This is a genomic window from Ruegeria sp. AU67 (assembly GCF_900312795.1).
In the GTDB taxonomy this organism is placed as follows: domain Bacteria; phylum Pseudomonadota; class Alphaproteobacteria; order Rhodobacterales; family Rhodobacteraceae; genus Ruegeria; species Ruegeria atlantica.
Genome location: NZ_OMPH01000005.1, coordinates 1 through 26,153 on the forward strand (window position 1 = coordinate 1; position 26,153 = coordinate 26,153).

Sequence of the window (26,153 nt, forward strand, 5' to 3'; positions counted from 1 at the left end):
AGCCTCCAACCGATCATAAACAGTTGGAGAGCTTCCTTGCCCAAACAACCGCCACTTGAATTGCCGATCTGCAAGTAGATTAAACTTCGCAGGCGAACCTAAGCGCGCTACCCTCACGCGTTTTTGCATTAGGCACCAAGCGTCAAACGCTGCGTCGCCACCTTCCCCCCCCTTTATGTGATGGCCGGCTATCCACTCGCAACACCGGATGCATCGCCTAGTGCATTTACTCCATAAGTCCTAGTGGGAAGGAGTGTTTGTCCTTGGACCCGGCTACTCAAATCACTTGGCGAGGCAACGGCGGCTTTGCGCTCAATACAGACGTATAAAGAACTTCGCCCAAGGTCCACTTTGCGGACAATACATTCAACAAGTATGACCCTGGATTGTTGCATCAGCTTCCTTAAAGCGGCCATTCCGACATTTGCAATATTTCCTTTGCTTCGATGACCGAGATGGGTACATGTCTGCCGTCCTTTTAAGCGAGCAGTACACTTCGCGGTGCATCTTCCCAGAGAGTTCACAGGGGCTTGCGTACCCAGCACATGCTGCCTTTCGCCAACAGAAGTCTGGGTTTAAGCAATGACGCTCGGTGGAGCGCTTCAGAGATCGAACGTCCTGACGTTTTCGAGGCGCATATGGAGTGCCAGAACAGTAAGGCTTATAAGTCTATCCAGCGCTTTGGCACTACACTGTTGTTTCATCGCGCTGACCAGCTGGATGATCCGAGCCAAGTGAGCCTTGCTCGCGCGTGGATGAATGCAATGGGCATCATCCGTGAAGAATTCCAGTGACTTCTATTACATGCTCTCTAAACTCCGGGCAGTTGTTAGTCAGAATTAACGTGGGAGTTTGAGCTCAGTTGGGCGACAAAGAGGCATCAGGGACCCCGATAAGTCCCGCGCCATCATCTGCGCCAAGTTCGGAGTTAAGCGCAGCTGATCAACAGGCGCGGTTTGAAGCCACCGCTCAGGTGATGCAGGCGATCTCTGTGACCAAGGACGACGTTCAGCCGGTTTGCGATCTGATTGTTGAGCTTGCCAAAGACCTTTGCGACGCGGTTTTTGCTGGTCTGGTTCTTGGGCGAGAAGGCGACGCACTTCAGCGGCTCGTGGCCAGTGATAACCTGCACCCTGACATTCAGCAACTCTGGCGCGACGGCAAATACACGATGGAGCCGGGCAATTCTCTGGTGACTGAAACCATCCTCAGCGGCGAGACCAAACGCGTTGTGGATATGGGAGACACTGATTTCCACAAATCCGGCGATGAACGGTTCAAGTTGATTGTCGACAAGCATGGGTGCCGCAGCAATCTGTTTGTTCCTCTAAAGGTGGATGGCGGTGCAATCGGATGCTTGATGTTGGCGCGAGACGAGGTGCGGCCCTATACCGACGATCAGGTTAAGCTCGTCGAAACCTTTGCCGCCCAAGCAGTAATCGCCATTGAGAACGTTCGCCAATTCCGCGAATTGCAAATCCGCCTGGCACGCGAAGGCGCCTCGCGTGAAGTTCTTGAGACAATTAGCCAATCACGAGAAGATGAGACGCCGGTGTTCCAGACGATCCTGGAAAACACCGCCCGGCTTTGCGAAACAGATGTCGCCACATTGAGCCTTTTGAATGAGGCAGGAACCCACCTTGAATATGCGGCCCATTTCGGTGATCAGTTGGCGACCTACGAGGTAGGCGTAGATCGTTGGTCACTGGACTCACATCTCCAGATTGCGGAGTCCGTGCGCGAGGCACGCGTTATTCACAATGTCGATTTGCGCCTGACTGACCAGTATATCAAAGGCGACCCATGGCGCCGTCAACTTGTAGACGAAGAAGGTGTCCGGTCATTTCTGACGGTCCCATTAATGTCGGCAGATGGCACGCCCGTGGGCGTTATCGGGATTTACCGACGTGAGGTTCGGGCCTTTACAGACGACGAGATTTCTCTGGTTGAGGGCTTTGCCGCCCAGGCCGTGATCGCCTTGGATAACACGCGACAATTGAATGAACTGCACACGCAGTTAGAGCGTCAGACGGCAACACAGAAAATTCTAACGGTCATTAGCCAAAGCCGTGATGACGATGCGCGCGTCTTTGATTCAGTGCTTCAGCAGGCCACCAGGGTATGTGATGCAGATCAGGCGGTACTTATTTTGATCAACGCTGCAGGGACCCACGGGCGGTTGGCGGCGAATTGGGGGCATCAGAGAACCAAATTTGATGTTGGAGACGAGTGGCAGTTGGATGAATCGATTCCCATAGCCACTGCGATACGAACAGGTAAGGTTGGTCGCATCGATGATTTGACCGACACGGATTTTTATCGCTCGGGCCATCCTACAGCTGCCATGATGGTTGAGATCGAAGGCATTCGGTCACGTGTTACAGTCCCCCTGATGCAAGGAGATCAGGCTATCGGTGCCATCGCGGTCAGCCGCCGTGAGGTGCGGCCATTTGCTGACCCTGACGTGCAGTTGATTGAAGAATTCGCCAAACATGCAGTCATTGCCATCGAAAACACGCGTCAGTTTCGTGAAGTTCAGGAACGACTTGAACGGGAAGAAGCGTCTCGCGAAATCCTCGAAGTCATCAGCCGCAGTCGCGATGACGATAGCCCTGTCTTCAATAGCATACTCAAAAATGCCAGCCGTTTGTGCAAAGCCCCACTGGCCTTTCTGTGTGTCGCCGATCACGAACGTGGCCTTGCAACAATTCCGGCCAATATCGGTGCGCGAACGGATTTTGATGAGGCCCTGAAGGGGTTCGTGGAGCCCTTGACCCGCACGGAACTCGTTGCAATCCGCCCTATGTTCGATGGCCAGGTCATCCGGCAAGACGATATTGCAGATGATCCGCTTTATTATCAGGATCGCGATCCAAAACGGGTTCAGATGGTTGAAGTCGAAGGGGCTCGCTCGGTCCTTGCGGTGCCGTTGATGAAAGACGACAAGGGTCTTGGGGTGATCGTTCTCTATCGCCGTGAAGTTTCGCCATTTTCGGATGATGATGTCGCTCTGGTCCAAACCTTTGCGGCCCAAGCCGTGATCGCAATGGATAACGTACGCCAGTTCCGAGAGGTGCAGGACCGTACCGCGGAAGTCACGCAAGCCTTGGAGTATCAGACTTCAACATCCGAAGTGCTGCGTGTGATCTCAGCGTCTCCCAATCAACTGTCGCCTGTTCTGGACGCCATTCTTAAAGAAGCGTCGCGCATCTGCGAATTGCAGGATGCCTATGTCGCAATGCTCGACCCGGACGATGGGCTTTTTCATGTGCACTCGACGCTCACACAAGACACGGCCTTTGCAGAGTACGTCAAAGCTCACCCGATTTCGCCAGCGGAGAACGGTGTAAGCGGGCGTGCAATCTTGTCGAAACGCACAAGCTATGTCGAAGATGTCGAAGCGGATGACACCTACACCTGGTTGGAAGAAAGCGGCGTGGGTGATTACAAATCATTGCTTGGACTTCCGCTTGTCAAAAACGGCGAAGTCGTAGGCGTTATCTCTCTTGGGGCGCCAATGGTCTCGGGTTTTTCCGCCAAACAGATCAAACTGCTGGAAACTTTTGCGGATCAGGCGGTTATCGCGATTACCAACGCAAACCTTTTCCACGAGTTGGAGGAGCGGACAGAAGAAGTCACGCAGGCGCTGGAGTATCAGACCGCCACGTCAGACGTATTGTCGGTGATTTCGCGATCTCCGAATGAGCTGGAGCCGGTGCTGACGGAGATACTGAGAGTCGCCAGCCGGATTTGCGAGCCAAAATATGCGGCAATCTCGATTCTGAATCCCCAAGACAACCTTTACCATACTGACATCATGCTCGACTTTGACAGTGATTTCATGAAGTTCATGAAGGCACACCCAGTGCCGGCAGGTCATGGGAGCGGCATTGGCCAAACAGCTGCACGAGGAGAAACAGTCTACTACGAGGACACTGAAGCTAACGAATACGCCTGGAAGGAAGCCGCACGTATTGGCAAGTATCGCTCGCTTCTGGGTGTCCCATTGGTCAAGGATAAGGTTGTGGTCGGTGTGGTCGTGCTCTGCCACGACAAAGTTGCACCATTCAATTCAAAACAGATCGCGCTCTTGGAAACGTTCGCCTCCCAAGCGTTGATTGCTATCAATAACACTCGGCTTTTTGAGCAAGTTCGGGCGCGCACGGCCGAGGTCGAAGAGGCATTGGTGCGCGAACGTGCCAGTGCTGAAATCTTGCACCTCATCAACGAAGCATCGTCCGACATCCAGCCTGTGTTTGACCTTGTCGTGCAAAAATCCGCTGAGCTTTGTGGGGCGCAGTTCTGCGTTCTCGAACGCTTTGACGGCAATCTCTATCATTTCTGCGCACAATACGGGTTTCCGAAGGTTACTCTGAAGGCACTGACTTCGGACTATCCATTGGAAGCTTCCAAGGGTCATCTGGCTCCATTGGTCGTGGAAAGCGGCGAAGTCCAGCATCTAGCAGATGCACGGGGGCCCGAGTATTTCAGCCCAGAGCTTGCCCGAAAGGCTGGGTATCGGCGCTTGATGGCCGTACCGATCCGGGCAGAGGCGCGGATTTGGGGCGTCATAATTGTCGGTTGGGCCGAGGCCGGACCGCCGCAACAAAACAGCGTCGAACTCGTTCAGGGTTTTGCCAATCAAGCCAGCATCGCCATCGAGAACGCACGGCTATTCCGGGAAACTCAGGAACGCACTGCTGAAGTCGAGGAGGCGCTGAAGTATCAGACGGCGACGTCCGAAGTGCTCGACGTCATCTCGCGTTCACCTAACGATCTTCCACCGGTTTTGGACGCCATCCTGGAGGTTTCGTCGCGTATCTGTTCACCGGAATACGCGTTCTTTGCAATGAAGGATGCTGACGATGGCTTATACCGCGTGGCCATGTCCCACAATGTGAGTGATGCTTTTCTCAAATTCCTGTCCGACAACCCTATCGCGCCAGAAGAGGGGTCTTGCATCGGGCGCACGGCTCTGCAAGGCAAGACGGTCTATATAAAAGACACCCGTAGGGATCCGACTTACACATGGAAAAAAGCGGCTGAGATCGGGGACTATCTTACTACTCTTGGTGTCCCTTTGGTCAGCAATGGCGTAACCGTTGGCGTTATTGTTATGGCGCATCGGCAGGCAGCTGCGTTTAGCGACAAACAAGTCAGCCTACTCGAAACCTTCGCGTCCCAGGCCGTGATCGCCATCAACAATACGCGACTGTTCAAAGAAGTGCAGGCCCGCACTGCAGAAGTTGAAGAGGCACTGGGGTATCAGAAGGCGACATCCGAAGTGCTCGAGGTGATTTCCCGTTCCCCTGACGCTTTAGAGCCGGTTTTGGAAGCGTTGGTAGCGGTTTCGTCGCGCATCTGCCGCCTACAGGATGCTTTTGTGGCGCTAAAGAAACCCGAGGACGGAAAATTCCATTTCTTTGCCGGGCACAATCTCACAGAGAATTTTGCCAAATTCCTCGAGTCGCACCCATTTGAGCCGGGGGAAACGTCGGCGACCGCCCGGGCGCTTTTGTATGGGCGCGCCGACTACGTTGAGGATACTCAAGCGGACCCTAACTATGATCCGGTCATTAGGTCCAACTTGCAAGGATACAGGTCGGTTCTCTCTGTACCTTTGATACGCGACGGTGACACGATTGGTGTCATCAGTATGGGCAGCCGAAATAAAGCCGCCTTTGAGGACAAGCAAATCAAGCAGATGGAGACTTTTGCCTCGCAGGCGATCATAGCGATTCAAAACTCTAAATTGTTCAACGATACGCAAGTCGCACTCTCTCGCCAAACGGCAAGTGCGGATGTTCTCAGAGTGATCTCGGAATCCCCGACAGATACCAAACCGGTTTTTGAGAAGATTGTCGGACTGGCTACAGCTCTCATCGATTGCGACTTGTCGATTGCCATGCAGGCTAACAAAACTGAATACTGGCAAGTGGCGGCCGCAACTCCGGATGGTTTAGAGGAAATCACTTGGACTGAGCGCCTGCCAATTGATCCCGACGACAACCTGCCATCCCGCGTCATCCAGAGCGGCAAGACGCTGCAATTGGATGAATCGCGCTTTGATGAACTATCTCCGCGGGACACGGAAATCGTTGAGCGACAAGGATTCAAGTCGTTCTTGATGGTACCCTTGATGCGAGGGAAAGACTGTTTCGGCACTCTCGTCTTTATTCGGAAAACGTCGAAGGCTTTCAGTGTTGACGAAGTAGCCATTGCCGAATCTTTCGCGGATCAGGCTATCATCGCGCTGGAAAACGTGCGTCTGTTCAATGAAACTCAGGCTTCCTTAGCGCGACAGACTGCCAGTGCTGATGTACTGCGGGTGATCAGCCAATCGCCTTCAGATACCACACCTGTTTTTGAGGCGATTGTAAATTCCGCGACACGGCTTGTTTCATGCGACATGGCAGGCGCCGCTTTGTCAGATGACAGTTTCTGGTGGCAAGTGGCTTTGGCGACGCCAAAAGGCCTATTACGCGATTTCGGACGAACCCGACACCCGTTGGACCCGAAAGATAATTTTCTGTCGTCCGTGTTACTGTCCGGGAAAACCATGCATGTACACGATTTGACGTCGCAGGGCTTACCTCGGTTAGCAAAGAAGCTTCACGAAGAAAACGGATTTGAAGCTTTCCTTGGCATACCGTTAATGCGCGGAGACAAGTGTTTGGGCGGACTCTATTTCATAAGGAAATCAAAAATACCGTTTTCGGACGACGATATTGCTATGGCTGAGTCTTTTGCGGATCAGTCTGTTATTGCCATCGAGAACGTGCGCCTTTTCCGCGAGGCCGAAAAGGCCCGTGAGGTGGCCGAGTCTGCTAACGAAGCAAAAAGCGCGTTTCTCGCCACCATGTCCCACGAAATCCGTACACCGATGAATGCTGTTATCGGGATGAGTGGGCTCCTGATGGATACCAAGTTAGATGCCGAGCAAAGCGACTATGCCAACACGATCCGCGACAGTGGCGACGCACTACTGGGCATCATCAACGAAATTCTCGATTTTTCGAAAATCGAAGCCGGGCAGATGGACATCGAGAACAATCCGTTTGACCTGCGTGAATGTATCGAAAGCGCGCTAGATCTGATCAGCGGCAAGGCCGCCGAAAAGCAGCTCGATCTGGCCTATGAATTTGACGACGCTCTGCCCCTTGCGATCAGTGCTGACCTGACCCGGTTGCGGCAAATTCTGCTCAACCTGCTTTCCAACGCCGTGAAGTTTACCGAAAGCGGGGAAGTGGTTTTATCTGTTGAACAAACCACCAAGAAACGCGGATCGCTTGAGCTAACTTTCACAGTCCGCGACACTGGTATTGGCCTGAGCGAAAAAGGTATGAGCCGTCTGTTCCAGTCCTTCAGTCAGGCAGACAGCTCAACAACTCGTAAATATGGCGGCACCGGACTCGGCCTGGCAATTTCCAAGCGTCTTGCGGAACTCATGGGCGGCACCATGTGGGCACGAAGTGACGGTGAAGGGCATGGTTCGACCTTTATGTTTACGATCCGGGCCAAACCCTCCAAACCGGTCAAATCATCGTCGCGCGATCTGGTGGGCGTTCAGTCCGAGCTTGAAGGCAAACGCATCCTTATGGTGGATGACAACGCCACCAACCGTAAAATCTTGTCGCTCCAGACCGAGAAATGGGGCACTAAAACCACTACCTGCGAAACCCCGTCCGATGCGCTGGCCACACTCGAGAAGGCTCAAAAGTTCGATCTGGCAATTCTCGACATGCACATGCCAGAAATGGATGGTGAGGAACTTGCCCGGAAAATTCGGGCCAAGCATCCGGACTTGCCGCTGATCCTCTTTAGTTCTCTTGGTCCGCGCGACATTGACCTCGAAGACGGCCTCTTTGCTGCCAACCTCACCAAGCCGCTGCGTCAGTCGCATCTTTTCGATACTCTGGTCACGTTGTTTTCAACCGAAGATACTCCCGTGAAAGCGACCAAACCCGCAGACAAACCCCAGACTGATCCACAGATGGCCAAACGCCACCCTCTGCGTATTCTGCTGGCTGAGGATAATTTGGTGAACCAGAAACTTGCGCTTCGCCTACTTGAACAGATGGGCTATCGCGCTGATCTGGCCAGCAACGGCGCTGAGGCGGTCGAAAGCGTGAACCGGCAAGCATACGATGTCGTATTGATGGACGTGCAGATGCCCGAAATGGATGGGCTCGAAGCCTCACGCTGCATAAACCAGGATTTTCCCGGAGAAGACCGACCGCGTATAGTCGCCATGACCGCTAACGCCATGCAAGGCGACCGCGAGATGTGTTTAGATGCCGGGATGGACGACTACATCGCCAAACCGATCCGCCTGCCTATTCTTATCGAAGCCCTTTTGAATGTTCCTAGGAAAAGCAAGTAATCCATGACAAACGGTCCAATTGATCTTGATATCTTCGCTGAACTCAAGGACGCGACAGGCGACGAATTTGCCGCCGAGCTTGTGAACACCTTCCTCGACGAAGCCCCTGGCATGATCGCAGAATTGAAAGCGGCTGCCGACGCGTCTGACGCTGATGGATATCGCCGCGCGGCTCATTCCATTAAGTCGAATGCAAACACCTTTGGTGCGACTGCACTGGCCGAGTTGGCCAGAAAAATCGAGCTCGGGGACATACCAGCGACTGGCGACCTTACAGATGCGAAAGCTCTGGAGGCCGCTTTCGCCAAAGCTGCTGCGGCCCTGCGGACCCTGAACAATGACTGATACACCCGGCCATCTCCTCATCGTTGATGACAACAAAGTCAATCGGCTACTCCTGTCTCGCAATGTTGAACTGTTGGGGCACAAAGCCTCTGTCGCGGAGAACGGCCTCGTCGCAATGGAGATGTTGTCGAGTCAGTCTTATGACCTGCTTCTACTCGATATCGAAATGCCGGAAATGGACGGGTTTCAGGTTCTGGAGGCAATCAATGCGGACCCCGACCTGCGCGAATTGCCGGTGATTGTGACCTCCTCTGTCGAAGGGCTCGACAATATTGTGCGCTGCATCGAGTTAGGCGCAGAAGACTATTTGCCCAAGCCGGTGAACAAGACGCTTCTCAGCGCCCGCGTCTCCAGCGGCCTTGAAAAGAAGCGATTGCGGGACGAACAAAGACGCCTGCTCGAACGTTTCGCGACCACCGAAGTTGCACAAGACCTGCAAGAGTCTGGCTTTGCCATCGGTGGCAAACGTGCAAACGCAACGGTTCTTTTTTGCGACATTCGCGGTTTCACAGCCCTTTCGGAAAACCTCGCGCCCGAGGCAACAATTGATCTGCTCAACACCTTCTACACGTTGATGTTCGAGGCGGTGACCAGCAATGGCGGCATTGTCAGCCTGATGCTGGGTGACGGGTTGATGGCTCTCTTCGGCGTTCCACAACCTCTTAACAATACTGCGCAAAGTGCGGTAGCTGCGGGGCATGAAATGCATAGCATGATCGAGATGCTGAATCATGACCGGCTCGCGGATGGAGAACGGAGTCTCAGGATCGGGATCGGTATCGCCACAGGCGAAGTCGTCGCGGGCTATGCCGGCACTGACAACCGAGCGACCTATACCTGTATCGGCTCCGCAGTAAATCTCGCAGCCCGATTGGAAGCGGAAACCCAGAACACCGGAAGCCGGATTTTGGTTGATCAAGAAACCCTGGATCTGCTCGACGGAGTTGATATTCAGGAGACATTTGGCGGGACCCAGATCAAGGGCTTCTCCGATCCATTGGACATTCACGCTTTGTGATCTTCCGACACGAGTATCGTTTCTCCGATATCATTCCCTGAAAATTCGCTTAGGATCAAAGCACCCCGCCGTCGCAGCAATTCAATCTCGCTTCGCGAAAACCCGCACAGGTCGATGGTTAAACGTTCCTGCATTCCTGGCCGAAAGCACCAAAAGACATCCATCAAATACGCCAAGCACATATACAAACGACGCAACAGGATCTAGCTCATGTTCAGAAGGCTTAAGGATTGGCGGCGAGTGGCAACCAGCTACAACGGGTGCCCCAAGATCTTTCTGTCCGCAATTGCTCTCGCCGGAACCGTCATGTTCTGGCTATGAAACAAAAACGAGTCCTGACCCTAAGCGTCGTCGCCGATCTAAGTTTACTCGATTGGTGACCAATTAGTGTCGGGATTGTAGGCGAAAATTTCCTCTGAAACACTAAGTGTCTTCGGGCCAAAATCAGCCTCGTAAACAATCCCGTTTTCACCAACCAGAAAGGAATGGATACCAGTTTCTCCGTATTCAGAAGGTACTGCCAGCAAGGCATGCCCCGCGACGAACCGATCGCCGACAAAGTAGGAATAGGCACCACCCGGGGCTTTCGGTCCCTGCCCCTGCAAAATTGTGAAGTAGTATCCGAGGAAAGGTTCGGGTTCGTAATCGGCCGCACCGTCGCTCCACCCCGAGGCGGCGGCGCGGGCAAGCGCTGCTCCGACAAAACTGTCTTCTTCTGGCCAGAAGAGGCCGTTCCGCTTCCCTGGATCGGAAATGATTGACTGAGCGAATTCCATGACGCCATCACCGTTGTGGTCCACAAGGCGGAATGCTGCCTGAAGATCAACATAGGCCTCAAGCAATTCGATCACTTCCAATTCATTCAAACCTATTTCGCGGGCTGAGAGTTCCTCGATCCCAGCTTCTAGGTCAAATTGCCAACCTTCTTCTGCTCGCTGAATTGGGATCGGGAAGGGCCAACTGTCTTCCCCCAGAAGAAGTACAACCCCATCATCCTCAGGCTGAAAACGGTACCCCTCGGCGTACATACCAAGCACTTCTTGCCTTCTTTCTTGATCTTCCGCCGGATCACCCGTTCCAACCAAATCCTCGGCTTCGGGACCGAAAATTTCGAGCAACTTGCTCTGATCGTTGGCCTGCAAAGCACCGACAAAAGTGTCCAGTGCGGTTTGAGGCGTATCAAATTGGGCTCCGTCCGACAGCGCCGGACTTGTGGTCGCAGCGAGCAATAAAAAAGAAATTACCGATCTACGCATCTTACCGTCTCCGCTTGCCTTTGGCGGCGTGCCCACGTTTGGACGCGCTTTGAGTTCTGTTGCCGGACGCTTTTTTCTTCATCGCTTGCCCTTTGGCCGCCGAGGTCTTGCGCTGAGTTGTTGCGGCTTTCTTCGCCTGCGGCTTCTTGGCGGTCTGCGGTCTTTTTGCGACAGGCTTTTTCGCCGTGTCCGGACGCTTGGTGCGGTCGATAGCCTGCTGTTTTGCGGCAGCCCTATCCTGATCAACATTGCCCCGATTCACCTGCGGCAGGGATTTGTTTCCGTAACCCCGATTTGCCAAAGCACCGCCAGCAACAGCCCCTGCACCTGCGCCCGCAGCGACTGCCCGGTCCTGACTAATGTCTGCGGAACCGGACTCGCGGCTCAACTTTGCGCGCAGTTCATCCGTACGACCCTCAGGGCGGTTGACTGGCAAATCGCCACGTCCACCTTCAGGTCTTTTGTGATCTGCGATTTTGTCTCGGGCTTCCTGTTGACGGCCAGCATCGGGTTTCCATCCGATATCCGTACGGTCGCCCAGATCTATGTCATTGCCAATATTGACGTTGCCATCGACATCTATGTCGATATCAGGGTTTCTGTATATCGGACCACCTCCCCAGCCACCGCAATTTCGGCACCCCCAATAGTCGTACCAATCGTCGTCATCGTCAAAAATCTCGTCAATCAAGGCCACGGTGCCAAACGTTAACAATGCCGCACCCACAACATCGCCAGTCGAAGGTCCAGTGTACACTGTCTCTGGATTGTATTGCGGAACGTACACTGTCTCGGGTTCTGTCGGCGAAATTACAATTGTGTCGTCATTGGACACCTCGACGGTTTGTTCGGGCCCGGAAATAAGAGCACCGCTGTCAATTGCCTGATCCCGCATGACCTGCACCGCATCCATCACATCATCGGACTGGGCCAGCATGGCTGTGCCGACTGTCTCGGTCCAATCGATATGGGTAGCCATCTGACCAACGACGTCTGGGAACGCAGTCGCCAATACACTGACAGAAGGGTCCCAGCCCATGGCTTCGATTTCCGGTTCAAGCTCGACGGGATCACGGTCGGTGTTATCCAGCAAATACCGTTCAGCCTTTACTATCTCCAAGGGCTGTGTGGCAGCGACAAAAATCTGTATCAGCAATGTGTCGGGGTAGAGAGCTACCGGGGCTACCAAAGTCTGCAATTCTGCATCAGTTAGTAGGACAGATGAAGTCGCCGAGGTATCTTCCGTTGCAGCGGCATCATCGGATGCCTCTTGTGCGAACAGGACAGTAGATGCGCCAATGCTGAGAGCAATTATTAGGTATCTAAACATATTGCGATCCTTCAATTTATCGAAGGATCACCTAAGAATGTGATTCTGGCAACCGGGTGGTGCCCATGCTGTGCGGCGGTTTGGAATCTTGGGCTTCTGCGGCAATTTTCACGCTGCAAGTCCGCGCAGCAAAAAACCAAATTCACGATTAGCTTGAAGTGGACGTCCTGCGACGCGAGTGCGCACTATGAGGTTCGCGTGGCTTCGACTGGCTGCATCCCAGATAAACGAGTCTCCAGCCACCGGATGTAGCCGTTGAGGTCTTTCGGGACTGGTCCGTAGAAGGGCTTTTTGAGCCTTTTGTAACGGGCGTGGAGGGAGTTCACGTTCCGGATTTGATAGCCACCTGAAGCCAAGCGCGCCCCGGTTTACTGCCGACCACAAAGTGTTCGAAACCGCCCACCGCGGCTAGGTCCTCACAACCGTTTACCCCGTCCGAACAAACTTCGAACCAGAGTGTCATTGCGCGCTCCCGTGTCGATCTCTTTCGGTTCGGCAGGCGCTGAATAGGACGTGCTCCGCCGCGGTAAACAACCGTGAAAATGGGAAGCTGCCCCTTTGAAAGACCCGCATCATCTTTAATCCCCGCATCAAGCAGCCCTCCCGCCGGAGGCGTGGCAGCTGTGGGACACTCCGCGGATCAGCGAAGTACCCGGCCGATTTCTTGCCATTCACCTTAACAAAAACCTCGTCCACATGCCACTTCCATTTCAAGAATGCACGTAGTGTTTCACCCGCTTTCGTTTGATATTAGAGGCAAACATCGGACGAACCTTTTCCATCAGTAGCGGACAGTATCGTGGCTGACATCGACCCCATACTGGTAAAGCAGGTCTTCCACATTTCGAAGTGAAAGCGAATCCGAATATACGTTTTCACCACCAGACGGATGATCTCTGGGCTAGTTTTGAAGTTATTGAAAGTGGCAGGTTTGGTCATTCCCAAATGCTACGCAACCGCCCTGCCCCGCTTAAGCGAAGTTTATCTGACAAGACCCCACCGATCATTCGTCTTTTTCATAAACAATAAATTGCGTTCTTCTAGCCAATTTGTCGTATAATAATCGGCCTTTGTAATTGAATTCTTGAGTTGTCCAATAGGTGGTTGGAACACCGTGCTGTTTGGCGATCTGAAAAACAGATTCGATTAGAGCTCGACCAACACCTTTTCCCCTAACCTGCGGGTCAGCAAATAGGTCCATTAGATAACATGTATCCTCCACTGACCACATAAACCTATGGTAAAGGTAGTGCGCTATTCCAACCGGTTTTCCTTCTAACTCAGCGATGAAACAATTGTATTCACCTGAATCCGTTGACAACAACCTGTTGAACGAAACCTCATAAACTTCTTCTGATACAGAGGTATCGTAGAAATCCAAATATGCCGTCCATAAGCGGCGCCACTCTTCGTGGTCTTTCAATTCGAGATGGCGAATTACTAGGCCTTCCGGCATGGATGATTTCTCCTACGTTTTTTAAGAGCGTACCGCAGATTTCGAACAGCGCAGTCAGATGGGTCGCTGGCCGACGTCTACACGATCATGTTTAAGTGGAATGTCGTCATCCACTGCATCGTCCAATTCCTGAGCGTATCGATGACCTGCATAGATGGCTGCCGCAATAATCGCCGGGGCATCGCAATCTCCAATGCGACGAAGGCTGAACTGCAAATCCTCAGAATTCATCCGGCCCAGCAAACCCCTGTAAAGGCCATCATTTGGCGTCCGAGCGGTAACCATGACAACGTTGGCAACTGGCACAGTCACACTTGGCCCGCCATAGGCGCACCCTAACTCCGCGATTTCACCACTAAAGTACTCAAGCGACTTTGACGGCAGGACTTCGACCCCTAAGCGAAGCAAATGCGTTCGGATGCGCCAGCGCTCGGACGTTCTTCCCGCCCAATCAGAAACACTGTCAGACGGTGTGGCCAGAATTACGACATGCCCCTGCGCTCTAATTTTTTCTGCAATAACGCTGGCCATGTAATAGCCGTCACCATCAAAAACGAGCGTCGGTCCATTGGGTAGCTTTCCATCCATGATGTCATCGGGGGTAAAAACGCGAGTTAGAGCGGCTCCTTCTGCGACCGGGACGAAACGTTCTTCGTCAAAAAACTCCTTTCGCCAAGTCGCACCGGTCGCAATTGCGACGTGGTCGGCCTCAACGGCCATGATATCGTCAACTTTCAGCGGACTTTCGCGGTAGATTCCAACGTTGGGCATCTCAATCAATTGCTGCTCGCGATAGTCTTTGACGCGAATGTACTCGCTCATTCCAGGCAGGGCCGCTTCGCGCGACACCCTGCCACCCAATTCACTAGAAGCTTCTGCCAAGAGGACATCATACCCACGCACACCAAGTGCCCGTGCAGCTTCAAGTCCGGCAGCCCCTGCCCCGACAATCAGAATGCGCGCATCTGAAGATTTCTTCCGAATGACTTCGGGGTGCCAGCCTTTACGCCACTCCTCTCCCATTGTTGGGTTCTGAGTGCATCGAATAGGCACACCGATCGAGTCGCTGGCGTAGCAGACATTGCATCCGATACATTCGCGGATCGCAGACAAATGCCCTTCTTCGATCTTTTTCGGAAGGTATGGATCAGCAATCGATGGGCGCGCTGCACCGATAAAATCCGTAACCCCCCGTCTGACTTGCGAGGCCATTGTATCGGGTGACGTGAAGCGACCAACAGTCACGACGGGCTTATCTGTCACGGACTTGACCCAATGCATGTAGGGTTCAAGAGCTGCCTCTTTGGTAAAACGGGACACACCCATCTCGACCGAGTAGTCTGCAATGTTGATATCCCACAAATCCGGAAGATCAGAGAGCATCTCAAACATTTCTCGTCGCTCACCATAGATGGGCTGGCCATCCTCGCCGATCTCTTCGTCTGCAGAGAAGCGGACAGCCACGGCGCACCGATCCCCAACGGCGTCTTTGGTTTCCTGAATCAGTTCTCGGGTCAGACGCACCCTGTTTTCCAACGTGCCGCCATATTCGTCAGCGCGTGTGTTCACGCGCGGATGCAGAAAGTTCGATATCAGGTAACCGTGCGTTGCATAAACATAGACAACGTCAAATCCGGCGTCTCGTGCCCTCAATGCCGCCTTTCGATGCCAGCGACGCAAGTCTCGAATGTCCTGCTTGTCCATCGCACGCGTCTGATATGGATGTCCTTTGGTGTTTGGCCGGCTGTCGACATCCATGCTCGGCAACCGGGAAAACAAGTTGTTCGAGTTAGCGCCTCCGTACCATAGTTCAGCACCTGCAAGGCTGCCGTATTCGTGCACCGCGTCCGTCATCAGTGCGTGTGCCCGAACGTCGCTATCATCCCAAAGCGACGCGTAGGGATGCGGCAGGTCGTCAGAAGATGGATGGATTGAGTTATACTCCGTGCATATGACGCCCCATCCACCTTGCGCCTTCACTTTGCGCATCGCGGCAAGTGTACGGGGGTATTGCCAACCCATACCGGTACAGTGCGGAACCTGATAGAATCGGTTTGGCGCAGTTACTGGCCCGATTTGGACTGGTTCGAAAAGAATGTCGTAGCGAGAGTCCCTGCCCATAATTTTACCCTAAGCTGGCTGCGCCGCGCGCTGGCTGATCTTGTCTGGCATGTCCGGTCTGAAAGCCGCTCGTTTCAATCACCGTTGATAAACTCTGGCATTCGAAAGTGGCCCGGATAGACTTTGGAAAGGAAGGCGGTGATGTGATCCCGCGCTTCGGTACGTCGAAAGTTTTCTGGGTAGGTCAAAAGCTCCAACCAGATCCCGTCGTAAAGTGCTTCGAGGATATTGGCGACTTGCCTTGGCGGCATGTCCATGTATTCACCGTCCTCGGCAATCTCTGAACATAGTCGTCGTGCAATGTTGTACCGTTCCTGATCGATATCATTGATCAGGCTGCGGTAGACTTTGCGCCGCCCTGCCTCTCCAAAAAACGCAAACCAAACGGCTAGCTTCTTTGGAGTACAAATCTGCGGGTGGAAGTGCGCGTCGACAATAGCCAACAGTTTCTCTGGCGCTGACAGCCCCGCATTTTCAAAAGCTTGCAACCACTGTTCATGATGCTCCTTTGCAAGAAACAGCAACGTTTCTTCCAGCAAGTTCTGTTTGCTTTTAAAGTGGAAGTTGACGATGCCCAGCGACAAACCGGCAATCTCAGTCACGGTGGACATGGTCGTTCCACCAATTCCGTTTTGAGCAATCGAGTCGATTGTCGCATCGATGAGTTGTTGACGCCTCACTTCCTTGGACTCGGTACGCCGACGCCCCTCAGGGTTTGTTTTTTCGTTTGTCGAATGTCTCACCCGACTACATCCCATCTATTAGAGCCCTCCATCGGTTTTGCCTGCCTCCACGGCCAAACTTCCCCAACCAGAGCGCATTTGACATCTAAGGGATATATGTCATTGATTGAATAATCATTCAATGGTGAAGAAGAAAAGATGTGAAAACAAACCGGGTGTTCGCAATCGTCATTCTAGAGTTCCGACCAAAAAGTGAAAACTGGCTCATGCACCAAAGAAATAACCTTGCGATGCAAAGCTCCCAGAGGCTCAATGCGATCTTCAATCGCGACCCAAGCCGCGTCGGCCTGCAATTGATCCTTGAATTCGATAACAGCCATAAGCGTATGATCTCGCTGCTTGTCGGTATCATAACCACTTGCGGGGATGCGTTTACACAAAGGCGCCCCTTTCGTGGCCAGACCTGACTTGACCAAGTGTTCGACAAACGCGTTCCACGCCTGCTTGAACGCGTCGAGCTCAACAGTGGGTTTCAATTCGAATTGGTTCAAAAGTCTTGGCATTCTTCACGAACTTTCCGGCAAAGTATCACGCGCCAAACCTATGCAATTCCCCCCGCAAGACAAGCGCGAGGCCAATAGATGATCCGTAACGAAAACCCAGTCATCGCAAATAGCCTGTGGTCTTCAACCGCTAGCTATTCAGCAGAATACCCGCAGCTCGTTGGCGAACAGCAATCCGACGTAGCCGTGATTGGCGCCGGTTTCACCGGACTTTCGGCGGCACTTAATTTGGTCGAGCAGGGCGACAAAGTTGTTGTTATCGATGCCCAGCACCCTGGCTGGGGAGCTTCCGGGCGCAATGGCGGTCAGATCAATGTGGGCCTCAAGGACGGACCGACGGGCATCAAAACCAAATTTGGTGATCTCTGGGGAAACAGAATGATCCGAATGGCTGGTGAAGCTGCCGATCTTGTGTTCGACTTAATTGCTCGGCACGGCATTGAGTGCGACGCAAAACGTCCGGGTTGGCTGCGCGCAGCGCATACTCACAAAACACTCAGTGAATTACACAAGCTCGCCGAGGATTGGAACAACCACGGCGGGGGCATGATACAGCTTGATCAAAGCGAAATGCAGCGCCTGACGGGGACCGAAGCTTACCTTGGTGGTGTTCTGGATCGTCGCGGCGGTGCTTTGCACCCATTGAAATATGCGCTTGGGCTGGCCGAAGCAGGTCGCCGCAACGGTGTGGAAATCTTCGGCGATACGCCAGCCAACCAGATTACTTCAGAGGCCGACCGTTTTCGGATTGAAACTCCCAAAGGGACTGTCATCTCAGAGAAGGTGTTGATTTGCACAAACGCCTATTCTGGAGATCTGCATCCGCGGTTGTCCACACCTGCATGAACTCACTCCGGGGGTTATGACAGGTCTGGGATACAATGGGCGCGGCGTTGCCATCGCCACGGCAATGGGGCGCGTCCTCGCCAAATGGGCGATAGGAACCAAAGCGGACGAGCTGGAATTTCCGGTTACCCCCCTCAAACCATTGCCCTTCTCGTATGCGAAAGAAACTCTTGTCGAAGCAGAAATCCTACGCCTTAAACTCTTGGACAAGTTGGGCCTTTGGTGAGCTCGCAAACAACGCCGACTAGCGGTTTTTGGAGAAGAAGCGATAGGTCAACGCGATAGCCGCCAAGGAGAGACCTGAGCCGTACCCAATCCAAACTCCATTGGGGCCGACCTCAAGCCAAAAGCCCAGCGCATATCCAAGCGGCAATGCAAAGAGCCAATAGGCAATCAAGGTGATAGCAACGGGGACATGATTGTCCATCATGCCCCGAAAAGCGCCCAGCATTGTCCCCTGCACGCCATCTGCAATCTGCATTGCAGCAATCACGAGGAACATCGATATCGCGAGAGAAACGACTTTTGGGTCATCTGAAAGGCTATTGGCCAAAGGAACACAGCCTATCAAAATACCAGTAACGACAACGGCCATCCAACCAACAACGACCAATAGCGACGCCAACACAATCGGCTTGAGCCTATCTGTTTCATCCGCACCAATTGCCTGAGCTACGCGTATCGAAATCGCAATCGAAACCCCTAGCGGCACCATATAGACTACGTCGCTGACCGCGGAAACGATTTGATGCGCGGCGAGCGCGGCGGCACTAAACCATCCAAGCATAAGGCCGGCGACAGCGTAAGCGGCCCCCTCCCCCAGGTAGCCAACAGAAATAATGAACCCTTCTTTGACCTGCGCCTTAACCTCGGACCAATCAAAACCTGCGGTTTTTAGAAAACCCTCCTTTTTTCTCCACGCGCGCAAAATCACGAATGCCACAATTAACGGCACCATCTGAGACAACAGACTAGCGATCCCGGCACCGACGAGACCCAGACCCGGCCAACCAGCAACTCCGTGGATCAAAACATAGTTCGAAGGGATATTGAAACCGACCGCAAGGAACGCGAGGCCAACCCCAATCCACGGGCGATTCATGGCGTCAAACAGGGCTTTCAAAGCATAGAAAATCGTGAAGGGCACCAAAAGGAGGCTCATCGCGATCCAGTAGCCGCCAATCAGACTGACCACTTCGGGCGGCTGCCCAATCCAGGAAAGGGCAGGCTTGAGGCAGATCATTACAGCAGCCCCAACGACTCCAACGACCAGCGAAACGATAAGCCCAGCGCTTGTTGCCGATGCAAGCCCTCGTTCACTCGTTTTCCCAAAGGCTTCAGCCATCCGCACACCAATTGCGGAAACAAAGCCGTAGAGCGCTGAATAAAAGATGATCAGCACCGAGGCTGTGATCGAGACCGCCGCCAACGGAAGTGTTCCCAATGGAGCCACCATCACGGTGTCCACGACGCCAATCAAAGCAGCTGCAGCAAGAGAGATAACTATCGGAAGAGCAAGCCGCGCAAGGTAACGCGCCTCTTTCAAGATCGCGCTCCAAGATGGCCGAGGCTGCTGCGATGACCGCACGTGCGTCATTTTGTTGGGCCTTTCAGTCGTAATTGACTAAGCCGTATCCCCAAGTAATTCCGGGGCCAGGCGAACTAGGCAACCCCAGGCAGCGTGTTCCGCCTGCTTCCGGCTCAGGCCTTGAGGAGCGAGATGCAATCGTTGCCAATAGCCATCCGTCAATGTCTCCATCCATTCAGCCATTTGATCTGGTGAAGTGACCTCATCGTCGGGCAGCAATTCGTTCCAGATTACACGCAAGGTCTCTCTCCGACGTGTTTCGAAATGCTCGGCAACTTCATCGTACTGCAGTTGAAATCGAAGCTCGCCCCAAAACGCATACCAAAGGGGTAAGACATCCGGACCACATGCATCCGGGTGAAAGTCAGCTTTTATCAGAGCCCTTATTTTTTCGGCTGGCTTATCCCCTGCGCGCCCTAAAGAAGCTGTCCAGTGGTCTTCGTAGCGCTGGTAAAGGTCGCGTAAAGCTTCCGTTAGAAGACCAAGCTTCGACTTGAAGTAAAACGCCGCAACACCCTGAGAAAGCTCAGCTTCAGACGCGACCGTTGCGAGCGTCGTTTTTGCCAACCCATGAGCCAATATAGAGCGGCGAGCCGCGTCCAGCAGCTGTCGGCGACGACGATCTGCGTTCTCCTTCCGCTCTTTGCGGGGCCGTTTACGATCTGCTTCGACCAATTGCCGCTCCTTCTACGAATACAGCCATCTACAGCGCGCAAAAAAGATGCGTCAATAGCTTAAATTTTATTTGAGCGCTCAAATAAACTTTACGAACTCGAACCTGATCTGTAAACGAGAGAGAAAGGGATGGAAGAATTTGACGGTTGAGAACAGATACGACGTTATTGTGGCCGGTGCTGGTCACAACGGATTGACTGCCGCCGCCTATTTGGCACGTGCCGGCATGCGTGTTTTGGTGGTCGAAAAGAACGATTGGATTGGAGGCGCTGCAGTCAGCCGCTCACTGCACGATGGTTGGACGTACTCGAATTGCTCGTACGTTTGCTCTCTTCTGCGGCGCGAGATTGCCCGGGACCTCGAGTTACCGAAATACGGACTTCAGGTTATTCCGTATGAAGGTGGCGCGAGCTTTACGCGCGATGGGGATTACTTCGCCTATTATTCCGATCACAACGCCCTTAAACGCGAGATGGCGCGACATTCTGCAAAGGATGCCGACGCCTATCGCGGTTATTCGCAAGCCATCATGCGGCAATGCCGTTTTATCCGTCCATTTCTGCTTCGAGCTGCACCGGACCCGGCGTCTCTCCACCCACGTGATCTCGGCGAACTGGCTTATCTCGTAAAAAAAGCACACGAGCTGGGCAATCGGGAGCTCGGCGAAACACTGAAATTCTGGACAATGTCCATTGGTGACTTTCTGGATGAGCATTTCGAAAACGACCTGATCAAGGCCCATTTGGCTGGCTCCGGCATTATCGGTACCGGCCTTGGGGTGTACTCACCCGGCACGGCATATGTGCTGCTGCACCACTACATGGGTGACATTGACGGTGGCATCGGAGCATGGGGTTTCGCGCGTGGGGGGATGGGTGCAATTTCGAGTGCCATTGCAGCCTCTTTCAAGGATCACGGCGGTACAATCCAGACAGGTTCGGGGATTGAGAAAATCCTCACCAAAGATGGGCGCGTTGAGGGCGTAGCTCTCGAGGACGGCAAGGTTTTTTATGCCCCTGTCGTTGCCTCCAATATGGATATCAAACGCACGATTCTGCACCATATTGACTCGGCCGAGTTGCCGGATGATTTCACCAAGGCGGTGCGAAACTTCAAAATTCGCGGGTCTTCGGCGAAACTCAACATCGCACTTGACCGCTTTCCAAATTTCCCTGCAGCAACCGAGCACACCAGCTTCCTACGGGGCGACTTGCATGTGTCGCAGAGCCTCTTTGAACTTGAAAAGGCTTATGATGATTGGAAAGTCGGGCGTTGGTCTGAAAAGCCCTATATCGACATGCTAATCCCTAGCCAGATTGATCCGACTATGGCGCCGACGGGTGCTCACATGATGACCGTTTTCGTTCAATATGCTCCTTATAAGCTGGAAGTTAATGGCGTTAGATCGGCCCAGAATTGGGACGAAAAGCAGCGCAGTGCGATGGCAGAAACTGTACTCGACCAGATGTCTGTGGCGTGCCCAGACATTCGCGAGCGCATTGTTCATATGGAAGTGCGTTCACCATTGGAAATCGAACGCGAGGTCGGTCTGACAGAAGGCAACATTTTCCAAGGCGAACTGACTTTTGATCAGCTTTTCTTCAATCGGCCAGTTCCGGGTTGGTCTCAGTACAGCCTACCTCTCAAAGGACTTTATCTGTGCGGTTCGTCCGCCCATCCGGGCGGAGGGGTTATGGGAGCACCTGGTGCAAACGCTGCCCGCGCAATTCTGAAGCACGAAACACGGCATGGCCGAATGAAGGGGTATGCCGCATGAGCCAATTTGATGCGATTGTCATTGGCGGCGGTGTTAACGGTCTGGTTGCCGGAACACTCCTTAGTCGACGCGGCAAGAATGTCTGTATCATTGAGAAATCCAACAGGTTCGGCGGCATGGCGTCGTATTCCGTGGATGGCGGCCCGACTCTGGCCCATTCGCTATATAACCTGAGCCCGCGGACCTTGAGTGACATCGGCATAGATCCTCAACACCCTGTCCTGTCCGGCAAACCCGTCTCCACGGTTTCTTTGTCTGAGGATGGGCGGCATATCGTCTTCAAGAACGAAGGCGTTTTTTGGAGCGAGGGGGCAAAACACCCGGAATCCGACGCCTGGACCGATCTGACACAGCAGTTGATTACGTATGGAGGCATTTTGCGCCAACTCGCCGAGGCCCCACCACCCGGCGGTCAAAAAGCCATCCTTTCGCGGGGTGGGCTGAATGAGCTTTTGCGCCTGGCAAAACTGGGCATCGAATTGAAAAAGCTTGGGAAATCCGAGATGCGTCGTTTCTTGCAGGTCGTTTTGTCCAATGTCCACGACATTGTACTTGATGACTTGCCGGAAGGACCGGTGGCTGGAATGCTTGCTGCTGATGCAATCTGGGGGTCAGCCACCGGTCCAAGATCTCCGGGCACCGTGTTCAATCTAATTTATCGGCTGGGTCACGGAGGTAACGTCACACAACCAGCAGGTGGGATGTCCGCACTGACCGATTTGATGGTGAACGCTGCGCAAGAAGCGGGTTGCGTGCTGATGCCGGAAACTGAGGTGTCTCGCATTATGTTGCACGACGACACAGTCTCCGGAGTGTCAACTAACGATGGAAGAACTTTGACCGCACCCATTGTGCTCAGCAACCTTGCTCCAAGACTAACAGGCCGAATGACCGGACCCTCTGCTTTTGACATCGAAGCAATGCGGCGAGTTCGAAATATTCGAGCTCGTGGAACAGCGGCTAAGGTCAACCTACGGTTAAAAGACGACGCCACCCTGCCCGGCCTGCCTAGCGAATTAGCCCACGAACGACTGATCTATGCCCCTTCTGTGGAGTACGTCGAAGCTGCGTTTAATCCAGCTAAGTACCGTCAAATGTCTAAAGCACCGATGATTGAAGCGTTTAAAATGCAGACAGCCGATGGGGCAAACTGGCTGTCAACCATAGTGCAATATGCGCCATCTGACATTGAGGGCGGTTGGACTGAGACTGCCAAGGAACAGCTTGCGCAAATCACAGTTGAAACTCTTAGCCGTGCCCTGCCCGGCTTGGGTGATCAAACCGCAGGCAAACAGGTCATAACACCGAATCAAATCGAAAGCGCGACCGGAGCGCCAGGGGGGCACTGGCACCATGCGGAAATGTCATTGGACCAACTGCTGACACTTCGGCCCGCGAACGGGATGGCCAGATACTCCATGGGGCCGAAAGGGCTGTTCCAATGCGGCGCAGCAACGCACCCCGGTGGTGATGTCATGGGCCTCGCTGGTCGCAATGCGGCGCTGGCAGCGCTGGAGGCTCAGCCATGAGCATCTTTACCGATCCGAAACTAGGCTTGATCCCGGGACCTTTTCACAAAAAGCTTGAAGAGCAAAATCGCGCACAAAACTGGTATGATTGGGCGGGTTATTCCGCCCCGGGTGTTCTGGGCAGTGTCGAGTTCGAGTACTTCGCACTGCGCAATCAGGCGTCCTTGTTCGATATCTCACCAATGCACAAGTACCGGTTGACCGGGCCGGACACGACCGCGATGCTCAATCGCCTCGTGACACGGGACGTCCGAAAAATCGGCCTTGGTCGCGTGGGGTACGCAATCTGGTGTGATGAAGAGGGTATGGTCATCGATGACGGGACTCTTTTCCATCTTGGCGACAACGATTGGCGCCTTTGCTGTCAGGAACAAATGCTGACATGGTTACTAGACGCAGCGTGGGGTTTTGACGTTTCAGTAATCGACGAAACTCATAGTGTTTCTGGACTTTCGCTGCAGGGCCCGACCTCCTACGCAGTTTTGGAGGCCGCCGGGTTAGATGTCAGCCAGCTGAAGCCATTCGATCTTGCTCACGTTGACCATGATCTCATGATTTCGCGAACGGGTTTTACCGGTGATCTGGGCTATGAACTCTGGTGCGACTGGGACAAAGCAGAAGCGCTTTGGGACCGTATTTGGACAGGTGGCGCACATCAGGGATTGCGCGTGATTGGCTACGAAGCCGTAAATTTGGCCCGCATCGAAGCGGGGTTTCTGACCGCAGGCGTGGACTTTCAACCAGTTCATGCAACCGAGCGATTGCATCGGGGACAAACACCCTTCGAACTTGGTCTTAGCCGGCTAGTCGACTTCAACAAAGGTCATTTCAATGGTCGGCGAGAGCTGCTGTCCAAGCGAGAAACTCCAAGAAGCCTGCTCATGCGTTTCGACGTCGAAGGATTCAAACCCTCGGAAGGGTCATTGATCTACAACCGACGCAAAAAAGAAGTTGGGCACATAACGTCCGGAATATGGTCGCCGACCGCGAAACGCAACATCGCGTTGGCACATGTCCGTATGCCGGATGCAGGCCGGTCATCCGGCTTAAAGGCGGAAATCTACACTCTGCAAGAAGGCAAATGGGACACCAGGATGGCGCGCCTTACACCTGTCACCAAAGCCTTTTTCGCACCGCCCCGCGCACGTGCCACGCCACCGGCCCACACCTAAAGGAGAAACAGACGTGAATACTCTAGGGAATACACCAGCCGACGGCGATCTGATCGCTTGGGATCGCGACCATCACCTACATCCTTGGGCCGGAACCAACGGCTTTGGGTCCGACGAATACATGCGAGTAAATACAGCGGATGGTATCTACCTTTGGGATGCTGCCGGGAAGCGATATATTGATGGCCCCGGCGGTATGTGGTGCACACAGATCGGATACGGGCGTCAAGAGATGGCTGATACCATTTCCCAACAGGTTATGAAGATGCCTTACGCGTCGCCGTGGTCGTTTACGACTGAACCCGCGGCTATTTTGGCGCGCATGATCGCAGAACGCACACCGGGCGATCTGAACACAGTGCACTTCACCACCGGTGGGTCTACGGCCGTTGATACCGCACTGCGGACCGCGCTTTTCATGAATAAACGGCTCGGCCGGCCGGAGAAGAGGATCGTGATCGGCCGGGAAAAAGGCTACCACGGATCCACTTTTCTCGCCGCGACTGTCACTGGAAAAGAGCGCTTCGAAACAAGCTTTGAAAAAGCTCAGGATCTGGTGCGTTTCCTTCCAGACGTGAATCCCTACCACCGCCCAGAAGGCATGAGTGTTGATGCCTGGTGCGACGCTAAAGTCGCCGACCTTGAGAACCTGATTGCTGACATAGGCGCCGACCGCATCGCCGCCTTTATCGCGGAACCGATCCTGTGCTCCGGCGGTGTTATCGTTCCGCCCCCGGGTTATCACAAACGCACGCTTGAAATTTGCCGGGCAAACGACATTCTGTACATTTCGGATGAAGTCGTAACCGGCTTTGGTAGGTTGGGACATTGGTTTGCCTCGGAAGAGGTCTTTGGCATCGTACCCGACATAATTACCTGCGCAAAAGGTTTGACCTCGGGCTATCTGCCACTAGGCGCCTGCATAATCTCGGACAAAGTAATGAAACGCATTGCCGAAGCACCGGGCGACGATGTTTTCTATAATGGCTATACCTATTCAGGGCACCCAGTGAGTTGCGCGGCTGCAATCAAAAACATCGAAATCATGGAGCGCGAGGATATTTTAGGACACGTTCAACGCGTCACGCCCCATTTCCAGGAACGCCTACATCAAATCAAAGAAAAATTCCCAATAGTTGGAGATGTGCGCGGCGACGGGCTTCTTGGATGCATAGAATGTCGCCCCGGACTAAACGTCGAGAGCTACGAAGCGCATGTGAAGTTTGGGCAGAAACTGGACGATGCGTGCGAGGAGATGGGATTGCTCTTGCGTCCGTTTGGAAACATGGCCGTATTCTCGCCCCCCCTTATCATTACTCCGTCGCAGATAGACGAAATGTTCGACATCATGGAGGCTGGTATGGCGCAGGTCAGCAAGGACTACGACGCATAACAGTCAACGCGCTAAGAC

Annotated in this window: 18 protein-coding genes and 2 pseudogenes; 10 read left to right on the forward strand and 10 right to left on the reverse strand. The window is 53.6% G+C overall.

The features are described from left to right. The first annotated feature begins 991 nt into the window (after positions 1–991). The 4 genes and pseudogenes from DK510_RS00710 to DK510_RS00725 form a co-directional block, all read left to right on the forward strand. Complete coding sequence (locus tag DK510_RS00710; protein WP_160116417.1) at positions 992–8,383, forward strand: GAF domain-containing protein; 7,392 nt, start codon at positions 992–994, stop codon at positions 8,381–8,383. Positions 8,384–8,386: 3 nt separating this feature from the next. After that, positions 8,387–8,728: an Hpt domain-containing protein gene (locus tag DK510_RS00715; protein WP_109310482.1), complete on the forward strand. Its 342-nt coding sequence runs from the start codon at positions 8,387–8,389 to the stop codon at positions 8,726–8,728. Further along, the gene (locus tag DK510_RS00720) at positions 8,721–9,746 is read left to right on the forward strand and encodes an adenylate/guanylate cyclase domain-containing protein (RefSeq protein ID WP_109310483.1); all 1,026 of its coding nucleotides are present in this window, start codon (positions 8,721–8,723) and stop codon (positions 9,744–9,746) included. The genes DK510_RS00715 and DK510_RS00720 overlap by 8 nt, the downstream gene beginning before the upstream one ends. A gap of 123 nt (positions 9,747–9,869) precedes the next feature. Continuing rightward, a pseudogene (locus DK510_RS00725) lies at positions 9,870–10,067 on the forward strand (transposase); the annotation flags it as partial. A gap of 44 nt (positions 10,068–10,111) precedes the next feature. On the opposite strand, the gene DK510_RS00730 reads toward DK510_RS00725, so the two are convergent. The 8 genes and pseudogenes from DK510_RS00730 to DK510_RS00760 all read right to left on the reverse strand — a co-directional run bounded on the left by DK510_RS00730 (position 10,112) and on the right by DK510_RS00760 (position 17,155). After that, positions 10,112–11,002: a DUF2950 family protein gene (locus DK510_RS00730; RefSeq protein WP_109310484.1), complete on the reverse strand. Its 891-nt coding sequence runs from the start codon at positions 11,000–11,002 to the stop codon at positions 10,112–10,114. Position 11,003: 1 nt separating this feature from the next. Next, positions 11,004–12,332 (reverse strand): DUF3300 domain-containing protein, encoded by a 1,329-nt coding sequence (locus DK510_RS00735; protein WP_109310485.1) that lies wholly within the window; start codon positions 12,330–12,332, stop codon positions 11,004–11,006. Positions 12,333–12,654: 322 nt separating this feature from the next. After that, the gene (locus DK510_RS22705; RefSeq protein ID WP_160116418.1) at positions 12,655–12,795 is read right to left on the reverse strand and encodes a hypothetical protein; all 141 of its coding nucleotides are present in this window, start codon (positions 12,793–12,795) and stop codon (positions 12,655–12,657) included. 200 nt (positions 12,796–12,995) lie between these two features. Then, a pseudogene (locus DK510_RS23055) lies at positions 12,996–13,271 on the reverse strand (IS6 family transposase); the annotation flags it as partial. 64 nt (positions 13,272–13,335) lie between these two features. Further along, the gene (locus tag DK510_RS00745) at positions 13,336–13,788 is read right to left on the reverse strand and encodes a GNAT family N-acetyltransferase (protein WP_109310486.1); all 453 of its coding nucleotides are present in this window, start codon (positions 13,786–13,788) and stop codon (positions 13,336–13,338) included. 54 nt (positions 13,789–13,842) lie between these two features. Beyond that, positions 13,843–15,909, reverse strand: coding sequence for an NAD(P)-binding protein (locus tag DK510_RS00750; RefSeq protein ID WP_109310487.1), 2,067 nt, complete (start codon positions 15,907–15,909; stop codon positions 13,843–13,845). Positions 15,910–15,983: 74 nt separating this feature from the next. Further along, positions 15,984–16,667 carry a TetR family transcriptional regulator C-terminal domain-containing protein gene (locus tag DK510_RS00755; RefSeq protein ID WP_109310488.1) on the reverse strand — a complete coding sequence of 228 codons (684 nt, stop codon included), beginning with the start codon at positions 16,665–16,667 and terminating at the stop codon, positions 15,984–15,986. A 158-nt stretch (positions 16,668–16,825) separates the two neighbouring features. Next, positions 16,826–17,155: a DUF6614 family protein gene (locus DK510_RS00760; RefSeq protein WP_109310489.1), complete on the reverse strand. Its 330-nt coding sequence runs from the start codon at positions 17,153–17,155 to the stop codon at positions 16,826–16,828. Positions 17,156–17,233: 78 nt separating this feature from the next. Here DK510_RS00760 and DK510_RS00765 point away from each other — a divergent pair, with 78 nt between their 5' ends. Next, positions 17,234–18,001: an FAD-binding oxidoreductase gene (locus tag DK510_RS00765; protein WP_109310490.1), complete on the forward strand. Its 768-nt coding sequence runs from the start codon at positions 17,234–17,236 to the stop codon at positions 17,999–18,001. A gap of 16 nt (positions 18,002–18,017) precedes the next feature. Then, a complete protein-coding gene (locus DK510_RS00770; protein WP_109310491.1) occupies positions 18,018–18,227 on the forward strand; it encodes a hypothetical protein in 210 nt (69 codons plus the stop codon). 18 nt (positions 18,228–18,245) lie between these two features. Here DK510_RS00770 and DK510_RS00775 read toward each other — a convergent pair whose 3' ends face one another. Together DK510_RS00775 and DK510_RS00780 are read right to left on the reverse strand one after the other, a co-directional pair. Further along, the gene (locus tag DK510_RS00775; RefSeq protein WP_234998836.1) at positions 18,246–19,547 is read right to left on the reverse strand and encodes an MATE family efflux transporter; all 1,302 of its coding nucleotides are present in this window, start codon (positions 19,545–19,547) and stop codon (positions 18,246–18,248) included. 78 nt (positions 19,548–19,625) lie between these two features. Next, positions 19,626–20,264, reverse strand: coding sequence for a TetR family transcriptional regulator C-terminal domain-containing protein (locus DK510_RS00780; RefSeq protein ID WP_109310493.1), 639 nt, complete (start codon positions 20,262–20,264; stop codon positions 19,626–19,628). A 139-nt stretch (positions 20,265–20,403) separates the two neighbouring features. Between DK510_RS00780 and DK510_RS00785 the strand changes: the two genes are divergently transcribed. The 4 genes from DK510_RS00785 to DK510_RS00800 are packed head-to-tail and all read left to right on the forward strand — an operon-like array spanning position 20,404 to position 26,135. After that, positions 20,404–22,041 carry an NAD(P)/FAD-dependent oxidoreductase gene (locus tag DK510_RS00785; RefSeq protein ID WP_109310494.1) on the forward strand — a complete coding sequence of 546 codons (1,638 nt, stop codon included), beginning with the start codon at positions 20,404–20,406 and terminating at the stop codon, positions 22,039–22,041. Beyond that, complete coding sequence (locus DK510_RS00790; RefSeq protein ID WP_109310495.1) at positions 22,038–23,570, forward strand: NAD(P)/FAD-dependent oxidoreductase; 1,533 nt, start codon at positions 22,038–22,040, stop codon at positions 23,568–23,570. Before DK510_RS00785 ends, DK510_RS00790 begins: the two co-directional genes overlap by 4 nt. After that, positions 23,567–24,742, forward strand: coding sequence for an aminomethyltransferase family protein (locus tag DK510_RS00795; protein ID WP_109310496.1), 1,176 nt, complete (start codon positions 23,567–23,569; stop codon positions 24,740–24,742). Before DK510_RS00790 ends, DK510_RS00795 begins: the two co-directional genes overlap by 4 nt. A gap of 13 nt (positions 24,743–24,755) precedes the next feature. Next, a complete protein-coding gene (locus DK510_RS00800) occupies positions 24,756–26,135 on the forward strand; it encodes an aminotransferase (protein WP_109310497.1) in 1,380 nt (459 codons plus the stop codon). The last annotated feature ends 18 nt before the right edge of the window (positions 26,136–26,153 follow it).

Bases quoted from the DNA above. Each gene is read 5' to 3' on its own strand.
- DK510_RS22705 (WP_160116418.1), bottom strand. From the start codon at position 12,795: ATGACACTCTGGTTCGAAGTTTGTTCGGACGGGGTAAACGGTTGTGAG.
- DK510_RS00720 (WP_109310483.1), top strand. From the start codon at position 8,721: ATGACTGATACACCCGGCCATCTCCTCATCGTTGATGACAACAAAGTC.
- DK510_RS00750 (WP_109310487.1), bottom strand. From the start codon at position 15,909: ATGGGCAGGGACTCTCGCTACGACATTCTTTTCGAACCAGTCCAAATC.
- DK510_RS00730 (WP_109310484.1), bottom strand. From the start codon at position 11,002: ATGCGTAGATCGGTAATTTCTTTTTTATTGCTCGCTGCGACCACAAGT.
- DK510_RS00790 (WP_109310495.1), top strand. From the start codon at position 22,038: ATGAGCCAATTTGATGCGATTGTCATTGGCGGCGGTGTTAACGGTCTG.
- DK510_RS00735 (WP_109310485.1), bottom strand. From the start codon at position 12,332: ATGTTTAGATACCTAATAATTGCTCTCAGCATTGGCGCATCTACTGTC.
- DK510_RS00755 (WP_109310488.1), bottom strand. From the start codon at position 16,667: ATGGGATGTAGTCGGGTGAGACATTCGACAAACGAAAAAACAAACCCT.
- DK510_RS00715 (WP_109310482.1), top strand. From the start codon at position 8,387: ATGACAAACGGTCCAATTGATCTTGATATCTTCGCTGAACTCAAGGAC.
- DK510_RS00760 (WP_109310489.1), bottom strand. From the start codon at position 17,155: ATGCCAAGACTTTTGAACCAATTCGAATTGAAACCCACTGTTGAGCTC.
- DK510_RS00745 (WP_109310486.1), bottom strand. From the start codon at position 13,788: ATGCCGGAAGGCCTAGTAATTCGCCATCTCGAATTGAAAGACCACGAA.
- DK510_RS00795 (WP_109310496.1), top strand. From the start codon at position 23,567: ATGAGCATCTTTACCGATCCGAAACTAGGCTTGATCCCGGGACCTTTT.
- DK510_RS00765 (WP_109310490.1), top strand. From the start codon at position 17,234: ATGATCCGTAACGAAAACCCAGTCATCGCAAATAGCCTGTGGTCTTCA.
- DK510_RS00770 (WP_109310491.1), top strand. From the start codon at position 18,018: ATGACAGGTCTGGGATACAATGGGCGCGGCGTTGCCATCGCCACGGCA.